This window comes from Actinomadura rifamycini DSM 43936, assembly GCF_000425065.1.
Taxonomy (GTDB): Bacteria; Actinomycetota; Actinomycetes; order Streptosporangiales; family Streptosporangiaceae; genus Spirillospora; species Spirillospora rifamycini.
Map to the genome: position 1 here is coordinate 26,957 of NZ_AULB01000014.1, position 12,026 is coordinate 38,982.

General features: G+C 76.1%; 10 protein-coding genes. 4 read left to right on the plus strand and 6 right to left on the minus strand.

Going from position 1 to position 12,026, the window contains the following annotated elements:
- Positions 1–58: 58 nt before the first annotated feature.
- The gene (locus tag H505_RS0114325) at positions 59–2,641 is read right to left on the minus strand and encodes a phosphoenolpyruvate carboxylase (RefSeq protein WP_051300663.1); all 2,583 of its coding nucleotides are present in this window, start codon (positions 2,639–2,641) and stop codon (positions 59–61) included.
- 134 nt (positions 2,642–2,775) lie between these two features.
- On the opposite strand from H505_RS0114325, the gene H505_RS0114330 reads away from it, so the two are divergent.
- The 4 genes from H505_RS0114330 (at position 2,776) to H505_RS41785 (ending at position 7,287) form a co-directional block, all read left to right on the plus strand.
- Positions 2,776–4,368, plus strand: coding sequence for an acyl-CoA carboxylase subunit beta (locus H505_RS0114330; protein WP_051300664.1), 1,593 nt, complete (start codon positions 2,776–2,778; stop codon positions 4,366–4,368).
- Between the two features lie 210 nt (positions 4,369–4,578).
- Positions 4,579–4,821 (plus strand): acyl-CoA carboxylase subunit epsilon, encoded by a 243-nt coding sequence (locus H505_RS0114335; RefSeq protein WP_026402560.1) that lies wholly within the window; start codon positions 4,579–4,581, stop codon positions 4,819–4,821.
- Positions 4,822–4,953: 132 nt separating this feature from the next.
- A complete protein-coding gene (locus H505_RS0114340; RefSeq protein WP_026402561.1) occupies positions 4,954–6,009 on the plus strand; it encodes an NYN domain-containing protein in 1,056 nt (351 codons plus the stop codon).
- A gap of 87 nt (positions 6,010–6,096) precedes the next feature.
- On the plus strand, positions 6,097–7,287 hold the full coding sequence (locus H505_RS41785; protein WP_051300665.1) for a YncE family protein: 1,191 nt from the start codon (positions 6,097–6,099) through the stop codon (positions 7,285–7,287).
- A 34-nt stretch (positions 7,288–7,321) separates the two neighbouring features.
- Here H505_RS41785 and H505_RS0114350 read toward each other — a convergent pair whose 3' ends face one another.
- From H505_RS0114350 to H505_RS0114370, 5 genes are all read right to left on the minus strand, one after another.
- Positions 7,322–10,303, minus strand: coding sequence for an AfsR/SARP family transcriptional regulator (locus H505_RS0114350; protein WP_051300666.1), 2,982 nt, complete (start codon positions 10,301–10,303; stop codon positions 7,322–7,324).
- Positions 10,304–10,448: 145 nt separating this feature from the next.
- Positions 10,449–10,922 carry a TadE/TadG family type IV pilus assembly protein gene (locus H505_RS52365; protein ID WP_281173440.1) on the minus strand — a complete coding sequence of 158 codons (474 nt, stop codon included), beginning with the start codon at positions 10,920–10,922 and terminating at the stop codon, positions 10,449–10,451.
- Positions 10,919–11,356, minus strand: a complete 438-nt coding sequence (locus H505_RS0114360) for a TadE family protein (protein WP_034517975.1) — start codon at positions 11,354–11,356, stop codon at positions 10,919–10,921. Before H505_RS0114360 ends, H505_RS52365 begins: the two co-directional genes overlap by 4 nt.
- On the minus strand, positions 11,353–11,793 hold the full coding sequence (locus H505_RS0114365; RefSeq protein WP_026402564.1) for a TadE/TadG family type IV pilus assembly protein: 441 nt from the start codon (positions 11,791–11,793) through the stop codon (positions 11,353–11,355). The genes H505_RS0114360 and H505_RS0114365 overlap by 4 nt, the downstream gene beginning before the upstream one ends.
- A gap of 5 nt (positions 11,794–11,798) precedes the next feature.
- Entirely contained in the window at positions 11,799–12,020 is a 222-nt protein-coding gene (locus H505_RS0114370) for a hypothetical protein (protein ID WP_034517940.1), read from the minus strand.
- Between the last annotated feature and the right edge of the window lie 6 nt (positions 12,021–12,026).

Below are 12,026 nucleotides of genomic sequence, written 5' to 3' on the forward strand. Positions count from 1 at the left end.
CGAAGTATGGCGTGCCGCGCGGCGGGGCGGCGCCCGTCCGCCGCGCGGCGCCGGGGCGTCAGCCGGTGTTCTGCAGCCCGGCGGCGACGCCGTTGACGGACAGGAGCAGCAGTTCCTCCAGGTGGGCGCGCTCGGCCTCGTCGGCGACGCCCGCGCGGAGGGCCTTGAGGGCGCGGAGCTGGAGGTGCGAGAGCGCGTCCACGTAGGGGTTGCGCAGCTCGACGGCGCGGGACAGGACGCGGCGGTTCTCCAGCAGGCGCTCGTGGCCGGTGACGGCGAGGACGAGCGAGCGCGTGCGGTCGTACTCGGCGAGGACGGTCTCGGACAGTTCGGGCCGCCCGCCGAGGGCCAGGTAGCGCTCGGCGATCGCGCGGTCGGACTTGGCGAGGCTCATCTCGGCGTTGTCGAGGAGGGTGTTGAACAGCGGCCACGCCTCGTACGCCTCGCGGAGCGCGGTGAGGTCGCGGCCGTCGTCGGACACGGCGGCGAGGCCGCTGCCGATGCCGTACCAGCCGGGGAGGTTGACGCGGGTCTGCGTCCACGCGAACACCCAGGGGATGGCGCGCAGGTCCTCCAGGCCGCGGGCGGCCTTGCGGCGGGCGGGGCGGGAGCCGATCCGCAGCTCGGAGATCTCCTCCAGGGGGCTGACGCGCGCGAACCAGGCCGCGAAGCCGTCCGTCTCGATGAGGGAGCGGAACGCGGTCTGGGCGGCGGCGCCGATGCGGTCGGCGAGCGGGCGGTACCGGTCGGCGGCCTCGCGGGCGCGGTCCTGGACGGCGTCGGTGGACGCCAGCAGGACGGCGCTCGTCACCTGCTCGACGTGCCGCTTGGCGATCTCGGGGTGGCCGTACCGGGCGAAGATCACCTCGCCCTGCTCGGTGACCTTGAACCGGCCGCCGACGGAGCCGGGCGCCTGGGCGAGGATCGCGCGGTTGGCGGGGCCGCCGCCGCGGCCGAGGGAGCCGCCGCGGCCGTGGAACAGGGTCAGCGCGACGCCGTGCTTCGACGCCCACGCGGTGAGCGCCTCCTGCGCGTCGTACAGGCGGAGGGTGGCGCTGGCCGGGCCGAGCTGCTTCGCCGAGTCGGAGTAGCCGAGCATGACCTCCAGCCGGCGGCCGGTGTCGTCGAGGCGGCGCCGGACGGCCGGGATGCCGAGCATGCCGTCGACGGTCTCGGGCGCGCGGTCGAGGTCCTCGCCGGTCTCGAACAGCGGGACGACGTCCAGGACGGGCGCCTGCTCGCCGAGGGACGCGGCCAGTTCGTGCACGTTCGCGATGTCGTCGGCGGAGCGGGTGAACGACACGACGTAGCGGTGGCAGGCGCGGACGCCGAACCGCTGCTGGATCCACGCGACGACGCGGAGGGTCTCGAGGATCTCCTCGGTCATCGCCGAGCGCTCGCCGCCGGCGCGGATCTCCGCGAGGGCCTGCTCGTGCAGCTCGGAGTGCTGCCGGATCTCCAGCTCGGCGAGGTGGAAGCCGAACGTCTCGACCTGCCAGACGAGCTGCTGGACGCGGCCGTACGCCTGCCGCTTCGCGCCCGCGGCGGCGAGGGACTCCTGCACGGTGCGGAGGTCGGCGAGCAGGTCGTCGGGGGACGCGTAGGCGAGGTCGGCGTCGCGGTCGCGGGTCGCGGCGATGCGGGCCGCGACGTAGAGCAGGAACTGCCGGTGCGGTTCGCCGGGCGAGCGCTTGGCCATCCGGCGGCTGCGGGACGGCTGCGCGGTGCGGGCGGCGGCGAGGGCGTTGCGCAGCGCCGCCGAGGGCGGCGTGGTGCTCTCGTGCACGGTCAGCTCGCGGCCGATGCGGGCGCACGTCGCCTCCAGGGCGGACAGGACGTGCTCCGCCTGGATCATGACCGCGTCGCGGGTGACCTGCGCGGTGACGTAGGGGTTGCCGTCGCGGTCGCCGCCGATCCAGCTCCCGAAGCGCAGGTAGGGGCGCGCCGCCGGGGGCCGGGTGCCGGTGTCCGCGCCGGCGAGGGCGCGGTCGAGGGCCCGGTACACGTGCGGGACGACCCGGAAGATCGTCTCGTCGAACGCGGCCATCGCGGTGCGGACCTCGTCGAGCGGGTCCATCTGGGTGCCGCGGCGCAGCGCGGTCCGCCACAGGACGTCGATCTCCTCGCGGAGCGTCCGCTCGGTCTCGGCGCGCTCGCCGGCGCCGGGGCCGGCGTTCAGCCGGGCGAGCAGGTCGCTGATCCGCTGGATGGACGTGACGACGGCGCGGCGCCGGGCCTCGGTGGGGTGCGCGGTGAACACCGGCCGGAACTCCAGGCCGTCGACCAGCCCGGCGAGGAACTCGGCGTCGCCGATCTCGGCGACGGCCGCGGCGACCGACCCGGGGGCGGTGTCGCCGGTGTCGCGCTCGCGCAGCGTGCGGATGCGGTGGTGCTCCTCCGCGAGGTTCGTCAGGTGGAAGTACACGGTGAAGGCGCGGGCGACCTCCTCGGCGCGCTCCAGCGACCAGCCGTCGACGATCGCGGCGACCTCGTCGCCGGGCAGCTCGCCGCGGCGCGCGGCGATCACCGCGTGCCGGAGCCGCTCGACGTCGTCCAGCAGTGCCCGCCCGCCGTACTCGACGAGCCCGTCGCCGAGCATGCCGCCCAGCAGCCGGACGTCGTTGCGCAGCGGTTCGGGCATGTCCTGCCGGAGGATCTCACGCGTGTTCGTAGCCACGTTCCCCAACCCTAACGAGGCGGCGCCGGGGTGCGTTCATCCCGGTCACCGGGCCCCGCCCGCATCGCGATCATCAGCGTCCGGTTACGCTGGCCCGCATGGCGACGCAAGCCCCTGAACCCGCTCTGGACTACGACATCCACACGACGGCGGGCAAGATCGCGGACCTGGAACGGCGCCGGTACGAGGCGGTCCACGCTGGATCGGCGCGTGCCGTGGAGAAGCAGCACGCGAAGGGCAAGATGACCGCCCGCGAGCGGATCGACGCGCTGCTCGACCCGGGCTCCTTCGTGGAGTTCGACGAGATGGCGCGGCACCGCTCCACCAACTTCGGGATGGAGAAGAACCGCCCGTACGGGGACGGCGTCGTCACCGGCCACGGGACGGTCGACGGGCGCCCGGTCGCGGTGTTCAGCCAGGACTTCACGGTGTCCGGCGGTTCGCTCGGCGAGGTGTTCGGCGAGAAGATCTGCAAGGTCATGGACCACGCGGTCAAGACCGGCTGCCCGGTGATCGGCATCAACGACTCCGGCGGCGCGCGGATCCAGGAGGGCGTCGTCGCGCTCGGCCTGTACGCCGAGATCTTCAAGCGGAACGTGCACGCGTCCGGCGTGGTCCCGCAGATCTCGCTGGTGATGGGGCCGTGCGCGGGCGGCGCGGTGTACTCCCCCGCGATCACCGACTTCATCGTCATGGTGGACCAGACGTCCCACATGTTCATCACCGGGCCGGACGTCATCAAGACGGTCACCGGCGAAGAGGTGACGATGGAGGAGCTGGGCGGCGCGACGTCGCACAACTCCAAGTCGGGCGTGGCCCACTACCGGGGCTCCGACGAGGACGACGCCATCGAGTACGTCAAGGCGCTGCTGTCGTACCTGCCGTCCAACAACCTGTCGGACGCTCCCGCGTTCGACGTGCCGGTGGACGTCGAGGAGACGGTCGACGAGCTGGACACGATCGTCCCGGACTCGCCGAACCAGCCGTACGACATGCGCACCGTCATCGAGCACGTCGTGGACGACGGCGAGTTCCTCGAGGTGCAGGAGCTGTTCGCGCCGAACATCATCGTCGGCTTCGGCCGCGTCGAGGGCCACTCGGTCGGCGTGGTCGCGAACCAGCCGATGCAGTTCGCGGGGACGCTCGACATCGACGCGTCCGAGAAGGCCGCCCGGTTCGTCCGGACGTGCGACGCGTTCAACGTCCCGGTGCTCACGTTCGTGGACGTCCCGGGGTTCCTGCCCGGCACCGACCAGGAGTTCGGCGGGATCATCCGGCGCGGCGCGAAGCTGCTGTACGCGTACGCGGAGGCGACCGTCCCGCTCGTCACGGTCATCACCCGGAAGGCGTACGGCGGCGCGTACGACGTCATGGGCTCCAAGCACCTCGGCGCCGACATCAACCTCGCGTGGCCGACCGCGCAGATCGCGGTGATGGGCGCGCAGGGCGCCGTCAACATCCTGTACCGCAAGGAGCTGGCCGCGGCCGACGACCCGGACGCGCGCCGCGCCGAGCTGATCACCGAGTACGAGGACACGCTCGCCAACCCCTACATCGCGGCGGAGCGCGGCTACGTCGACAACGTGATCAAGCCGTCCGAGACGCGCGGGCAGGTCGTCCGGGCGCTGCGGGCGCTGCGGGAGAAGCGCAAGACGCTGCCGCCGAAGAAGCACGGGAACATCCCGCTGTGACCGGGCGGACCGGACGGACGGGACGCGCCGGACGGACGGGCCGGACGGCGGGACGCCGTGCGCGACACGCCCGGCGCGACACCGCCGCCCGATTTTCGGCCCGGCCGGAAGCGGGGCGTGCGGCATGACCGGACCGAGCAGGCGGGTGCGGGGGCGCGAGCACGGCCCCCGCCGGGGGTACGGGAGGCCGTGTCCCCATAAGGAGGACGCGTGACCGCTGAACCGAAACCGTTCCTTCAGGTCGTGCGCGGCGACCCGACGCCCGAGGAGGTCGCCGCGCTCGTCGCCGTGCTGACCGCGCGGGCGGCGGCCGCCGCGGCGGCCCGCGACGGCCGCGGCCCCGCCCGCCCGTCCCGCTGGGCCGACCGGTCCCGGCTGGTGCGCGGCACCGCCGGCACGGCCGTCCCGCCGCGCGGCCCGGGCTCCTGGCGGGCCAGCGGGCTGCCGCGCTGACGAGGGCCCCGGCCGGCCCCCGGCCTGGCCCGACCGGCCGGTCGGCGGCGACACACCCGCCGACCGGCCGAAACGACATGTAACCGTGGTTCGCGCCCAGTGCGGCCCTCCACACGAATAAGGTGGAAGGCCATGGCCACCTCGGAGTTCGTCCCACAGCCCGCGCGCTACGCCATCTTCGTCGACGCGGGGTACCTCTTCGCGGCCTCCGGGGCCCTGCTGCTCGGCTGCGGTTCCCGGCGCGAGTACCGGGTCGCCGCCGAGAAGCTGATCAAGGCGCTGACCAGCCATGCCGACGACCAGTTGCTCGGCGAGCTGCTGCGCGTGTACTGGTTCGACGCGGCGCCGAAGAAGCAGCCGACCGTCGACCAGCGGGTCATCGCGAACCTGCCGCTGGTGAAGCTGCGGCTCGGCAACCTGAACGCGCAGGGCCAGCAGAAGGGCGTGGACGCGCAGCTCCGCGCCGACCTGGAGGCCCTCGCCCGGCACCGCGCGATCACCGACGCGGTGCTGCTGGCCGGCGACGAGGACATGCTGCCCGCCGTCGAGGCCGCCCAGCGGTACGGCGTCCGCGTGCACCTGTGGGGCGTGGAGCCGACGCACGGCTCCAACCAGGCCGAGTGGCTCGTCTGGGAGTCCGACACGGTCGAGGTGCTGCCCGCCGACTTCCTGCGCCCGTACTTCACGAAGGCGAAGGTCCTGCCGGTGCCCGCGCCAGGCACGGCCGCCGCGGTCCGCGAGGCCGCCGAGCGCCGCACCAGCCCCGTCCCGTCCCCGTCCCAGGTGTTCGCCGGACGGCCCCCGGCGGTGAAGCCCGCGGCCGCCGTCCGGGCGGGCGCCGTCCCGGTGCCCGCGGGGAACGCGACGCCCGCGACCGTCGCGGCGGCGATGAACTCGACCTCCGGGACGCAGTCGGACGGCCGGCTCGGCCCGGAACGCGACCACATGCTCGAGATCGGCGAGCACGTCGCCCAGAAGTGGATCTTCGAGCGGGGCCGGGACAACATCCGCGACCTCCTTCCCGGCCCGATCCTGCCGCCGGTCATCGACAAGGAGCTGCTGATCGAGGCCGAGAAGGAGCTCGGCGGCTCCCTGCGCCCCTACCAGGAGGCCCGCACCTGGCTGCGGGACGGCTTCTGGGAGCGCGTGTACCGCGAGTTCGGCATCGGGATCGGCAAGTCCGACTAAGCCGTCCCGTCCCGCCGTACACGTTTCGCGGTTGCGCGGACACGGCGCGTCGCCGCCCGGTAACGTCCCCGCCGGGGGTGAGGGGCCATGCTTCGACGGCGACGCCGCGGCGCCCGCACCGCGCCGCCGCCGGCGGGCGCGGTCGCGGTGACCGCCGCCCTCGCCGCCGCCTGCCAGGCGCCCGTCCCGTTCCACCGCCCCGGCGAGGGCCGTCCGGACGCGCCGGTCGTGGGCCTCGGCGGCGCCGCCCCGTACGTCGAGCTCCGCACGCCCCGCCCGGCCCGGGACGCGGCGCCGGCCGCCGCGCCCGCCGGCGGCCGGGTGTACGCCGCCACCGGCGCCGGCATGCTCGCGCCCGCCGCCCGGGACCTGCCCCGCCGGGTGTACGTCGCCGCGGGCCCGGCCCTCGACGTCGTCGACCCGCTCCGGCTCCGCGTCGTCGACCGGTTCCCGACGGGCGGCGCCGCGCGCGTCGTCCCGTCCTGGGACATGCGCCGCCTGTGGGCCGCCGACACCCGGCGGGGCGCGCTCGTCCCGGTCGGCCCCGCCGGGCGGGGGCGCCCGGTGCCGGTGCCCGACCCCGCGGGCCTGTACTTCACCCCGGACGGCGAACGGGCGCTCGTCCTGTCCCGGCGGCCCCGCCGGGTGGGGATCCGCGACCCCCGCACGATGGCGCCGCGCGCCGCGATCCCGCTGCCGTGCGCCGCCCGGTACGCCGACTTCGCGCCGGACGGCCGGCTCGTCGCGTCCTGCACCGCCGCGGGCGCCCTCGTCGCCGTGGACGTCGCGGGGCGCCGCGTCGCCCGGACGCTGCGGCTGCCCGCGGGCGCCCGCCCCGGCGACGTCCGGCTCTCCCCGGACGGGCGCGCGTTCTACGTCGCGGACGCCGCGCGGGGCGGCGTGTGGCTGGTGGACGCGCAGGCGTTCGCCGCCGCGGGCTTCCTGCGCACCTCGCCGGGCGCCGCGGGGCTGGCCGTCGGCCGCGACGCCCGCCGCCTGTTCGTCGCGGGCCGCGGCGTCCTCGCCGCGGTCGACTTCCGGTCCCGCCGGGTCGCCGCCCGCTGGCCGCTGCCGGGCCGCGCCGCCCCGGCCGTCGGCGGGGTGTCGTCCGACGGCTCCGCGCTGTGGCTCGCCGCGCCGTCCGGCGTCGTGTACGCGGTGTCGACCGCGACGGGCCGCGTCCTGCACCGCATCCGGGTGGGCGGCCGCCCGACGTCCCTGGTCGTCCACCCGCAGCCGGGCCGGTACTCGCTCGGCGGCACCGGCCTGTACCGCTGACCGACCCGCCGGGCGGGCGGGCCGGCGGGCGGGGTCAGCGGGCGGGGGCGCGGGTCCATTCGGGGACGAGTTCCTCGATCAGCGCCTCCGTCTCGGGCTGCAGCCGGTCGAACAGCGGGTCGCGGCCGAGGCGGGTGCGGAGCTCGTCGACGGCGATGCGGACCTGCGTGTGGTCGCCCATGGCGTGCGTGGCGCGCAGGAGGTCGCGCCAGAGGCCCTCGTCCTCGGGGGCGAGGCGGAGGCCGGCCCGCGCGGCGCCGACGGCGCCGCGGGCGTCGCCCTCGTCGAGGCGCAGGACGACCAGGCGGTGCGCGACGTCGATGATGCGGGCGGCGGCCTCGTACTCCAGGTCGTGCCCGGCGAGCCACGAGTACCGGCCGCGGGGGCGGTCGGCGAGCAGCGGCCCGCGCACGAGGTCGAGCGCGTACGACATGTAGGCGGCCTCGGACGCGGGCTCGGCGGCGGAGCGCCACACCAGCCAGCGGAACACGGCGAGGTCGACGCGGACCTCGGAGCCGAGCCGGATCCGGCCGCGCTCGTCGTAGTACAGGTTCGGGCGGCCGCGGGCGTCCCGGCCGAGCCAGTCGGAGACGCGGGCGACGCAGGCGTCGCGGACGCCCGCGCTGACGCCGCGCGGCCAGATCGCCCCCGCGAGGACGGTCGGGTGGACCCCGTTCGGGTGCGCGGCGAGGTAGATCAGCAGCTCGGTGCACAGCTCGCGGCGGCTCTCGTCCATCGGGCCGGGCGCGACGACCTCGATGGGCCCGAGGATCCGGATGTCGACGGACGACTCGCGCACCTCGGGCGGCTCGCCGGTGTCGGGCAGCGGGACGGACTCGGCGGCGCCTGCCGCCCGGAACAGCTCGAACACGCCGCGGTACTGGTCGTCGGTGACGAGCTGGGCGTCGACGTCGAAGCCGAGGACGCCCGCGTGCAGGCGCTCCGCCTCGTCGAGGTCCCACGTCCAGGTGGCGCCCTGGACGTCGCCGGGGACGATGTACCCGGCGGCCATCCGGGTGCCGGTGCGGGCGAGCGCGACGAGGCGGGCGGCGTCCTCGGGCGCCGGCCGGTCGGCCATGATCAGGTAGTGCGGCATCCACGCCTCGCCGAACACGCCGCGGCAGCGGCCGGTGAGCACCGAGTCGACGCCGGACGCGGCGAGCGCCTGCCGCACCTCCTCGGCCCGTCCCTCCAGTTCGGGGAGCGCGTCGGACAGGTGCGGGACGGCCCGGACCCGGTCGGGCGCGATCTCGGTGAGGCCCTCGCCGAGTTCGTTGTCGAACCCGACGAGGGTGATCCGCATGTGGTCGGACCAGCGGTTGGTGGCGAGTTCGAGGGCGAGCGCGGCGAGCGCCGCGCGGCGCACCGGTTCCGGGCCGCGCAGCGCGATGAGCCCGTGCGCGGCCTCCAGGTCGACGAGGATCCGGCCGTTGGCGTTGGTGCCGATGGAGACCAGGCCCGGGTAGGGGGCGAGGACGTCGGCGAGGTCGGACGCCTCGAGGCCGGGCATCGCGTCGGCGCGCAGCCGCCACACCTGGCCGTCGTCGTACGCTTCCCAGGGGGTGGGCGGGTTGCGGTCGGCGGGCGCGATCCACAGGTCGAGGCCGCCGCGGCCGAGGTGCACCCCGAAGACGGTCGGCATGGCCCGGCCGCCCGCCGCCATCGACTTGGACATGTGCCGCAGGCCGAGGTCGAGGAGCCGGGCGCCGTCGTCGTCGGCGCCGAACCGCAGCGCCCGTTCCGCCTCGGCGGCCCGCCCCCGCGGCCGGACGATCATGTGGCCGAACGCGCGGTGCCACATCTGCGCGCGGCGGCGGCGGCCGAGCGCGGTGAGCACCCCGGCGGCGAGCAGCGACGCGACGGCGAGGCCCTGCGGCCATTCGAGGTCGAAGGTGATGCCGAGGTCGAGCGACGGACCGTCCCGGCCGGCGTCGTCGGCGGCGTCCCGCGGGCCGGGGACGGGCGCGCCGCCGCCGTCGGCGCCGCCCGTCATCTCGCCGGCCGGGGGGACGGACGCGGGCGGGTCCTCGGCGGGGCGCGGCGCCGCCTCCCCGGGCGCCGGGGTCGCGGGCGCGTCGGGCGCCGGCGTCGCGGGCGCGGACGCCTCCGGGGCGGACGCCTCCGGCGCGGGCGCGTCGGGCGCGGGCGCCGCCGGGGCGGGGTCGGGCCGCGGCTCCGGCTTCGGCTCGTCCGGGACCGCGTGCCCGTACCGGTAGTACTCGGCGAGGTCCTCGGCCGGGACGACCTGGGCGCCCTTCGCGTCCGCGGGCATCTCCAGGACCCACCCGGGGCGGATGAGGCTCGCGATCGTCAGGCGCGTCCCGTCGGGCTGGACGTGCCCCTTGTTCAGCTCGTAGATCTCCTTGTACCGGCGGCCCTCCCCCAGGCACTTCTCGGCGATCTCCCAGAGGCTCTCGTGGTGGCGGCCCTCCGGCGGCTGCACCCGGTAGATCTTCGTCGTCTCGGCCTTGCGCAGGGGTTCCGCCGCGAGCGCCGCGCCGCCGGTGTCGGGGGACGTCGCCGCGACGGGGCGTAGGTCCGCCGGGTCCGGCGCCCGGTGGAACTCCTGGGACTGCGCCTGGGCGGGCGGCCCCTGCGTGAGCCCGCCGCCGGAGAACGCGGGGACGATCGCGGTCGCCGTGGTGAACAGCAGCAGCGCGGTGACGACGAGCCGGTGCACGAGCGACTGCGCGCCGCCCGCGAGCGGCACCCGGGCGGGGACGCCGACGCCGCGGACGCCCGCGTACACCTCGACGACCACGCAGACGGCGAGCTGCAGCCACGCGAGCCAGACGAGCGCGACGAGGATCGTGATCAGGGAGCCGGGGCCGACGCGCCGGGTGAGGTCGTCGAGCGTCGGGAGCTCCGCCGGGAGCGGCGACCCGAACAGGGTGAGCAGCGCGAGCGGCACGCCGGCGAGCAGCGCCGCCAGCGCGATCAGCGCGCCGATCCCGGCGAGGACGTCGCCCGCGCTCCTGTGCCCCCGCACCCGCCTGTGCCCGTGCCGCGTCACCATGGCGCTCTCCGGTCCCTGAACGTCCTCGACATCGTAAATCGGCGCCCCATAGGTCGTCTCTCTCCGCGGGGGGACGACCCCCCGCACCCCCCGGCCAGTGCCGCCGCATGGCGCCGCATGACGCCGCTCCGCAGGCTCCGCCCCGTCATGCGGCGGCCCCCGTGACGGGGCGGGCCGTGGCGTCCGAGGTCATCGTGAACGCGCCGAAGCCCGGGAAGATCGCGAGGAACTGCGGCTCGACGGTGATCCGCACGGTGACGGTCACCTCCTGCGTGGACGCCGCGCAGTCGGCGCCCGCCACCTCGTCCCCGTACGCGGTGAGGAGCTCGCAGGCGGCGGCGCGGGCGCGGCCGGGGTCGACGACGGGTTCGCCGGTCGCGCGCAGCGCGGCGAGGTCGATCTCGTTCGCGCCCGCGCGGGCGGCCTGCTCGGCCATGTCCGCGGCGCGCTGCCGCGCGTGGATGGCGAGGCCGCCGTCCACGAGGAGGCCCGCGAGGAGGAAGACGACGGGGGTGAACAGGACGACGTACAGCGAGACGGTCCCCCGATCGCGGGACGCCCCGCCGGATCGGGGGGCGGCGTGCCGGAGGGCGGCGCCGCGGCGGCCGAAGGTCGTCACAGGCCGTCGCCTCCGCCCCGGTAGGTGTAGGTGTCGACGGGCGCGACGGCGCGGCCGACGAGGCGCTTGGTCCCGGGGAGCCCGATGAACGCGAGGTCGCCGAGGTCGACGTCGCACGCGATCTCGACGACGACGCGGCCGCCGGGGCCCCAGCCGGACACGTCCGTCCGGACGCTCGGGCCGCCCGCGCACCAGGACGTGCCGCGCAGTCCGGCGGCGGCGGTGTCGGCGGCGAACGCGCGGGCGGACGCCGCGCTGCGCGCGATGGACGCGGCGCGCGCGGCGTCGCGGGCGGCGCCGTCCATCTGGCTCTGCGCGTCGACGAGCCGCCCGGCGCCCGCGAGGACCAGCAGGAACGCGACGAAGAGGGGCGTGACCAGGACCATCTCCAGCGACATCGACCCCCGGTCGGCGCGGCGGAAGCGCGGCCTCACGGGGCGCCCCCCGCGCAGGAGGTGCCCGCGCCGATGTCCGGCCGGAAGCACTCGATCGGCCCCTGCGACCGCTGCGACACGGAGAACGTCATGAACGGGATGACCGCCACCGCCTCGCCGCGCACCTCGACCCAGCGCTCGTCGTTCGCCTCGCCCGCCGTGACCGACAGCCCGCCGAGCAGGTTCGGGCCGACCTCGCGCACGTCGCGCTCCGCCCGCGCCACCGCGGCGCCCTGCCAGCCGCCGCCGGGCGGCGCCGTCCGGGCGACGCGCGCGCCGGACTGCGCCGCGGCGAGCGCGACGTGCCGCGCGTGGAACACCATCGCGAACTGCACGACGGTGAGCAGGACGAGGATGAGCACCGGGGTGAGCAGCGCGAGCTCCATCGACGACGCCCCGGAGTCGTTCGCCCCGAGGCGCCGGACGAACCGCCGCACCGCGGTCAGCCCGTGTTGATGCTGTTGGCCTTGTCCTGGACCTTCTGCATGATGATCCCGCCGATCGCGATCGCGATGGCGGCGAGGATCGCGGTGATGATCGCCCACTCGATCGCGGACGCGCCGCGGCTGCGCTCGTCCTCGTCGCGCAGCCGGGCGAGCCGGTCGTCGAGCAGGGCGCGCAGGTAGGCGACGGACGGGTCGTTCAACGGGTTCGGCGGCCTCATCGCTGC

What these genes read in the sequence shown, in the direction of transcription:
- H505_RS0114330 (WP_051300664.1), top strand. Translation starts at nt 2,776, where the DNA reads ATGGCGACGCAAGCCCCTGAACCCGCTCTGGACTACGACATCCACACG.
- H505_RS0114350 (WP_051300666.1), bottom strand. Translation starts at nt 10,303, where the DNA reads ATGGTGACGCGGCACGGGCACAGGCGGGTGCGGGGGCACAGGAGCGCG.
- H505_RS0114370 (WP_034517940.1), bottom strand. Translation starts at nt 12,020, where the DNA reads ATGAGGCCGCCGAACCCGTTGAACGACCCGTCCGTCGCCTACCTGCGC.
- H505_RS0114325 (WP_051300663.1), bottom strand. Translation starts at nt 2,641, where the DNA reads ATGCCCGAACCGCTGCGCAACGACGTCCGGCTGCTGGGCGGCATGCTC.
- H505_RS0114340 (WP_026402561.1), top strand. Translation starts at nt 4,954, where the DNA reads ATGGCCACCTCGGAGTTCGTCCCACAGCCCGCGCGCTACGCCATCTTC.
- H505_RS41785 (WP_051300665.1), top strand. Translation starts at nt 6,097, where the DNA reads ATGCTTCGACGGCGACGCCGCGGCGCCCGCACCGCGCCGCCGCCGGCG.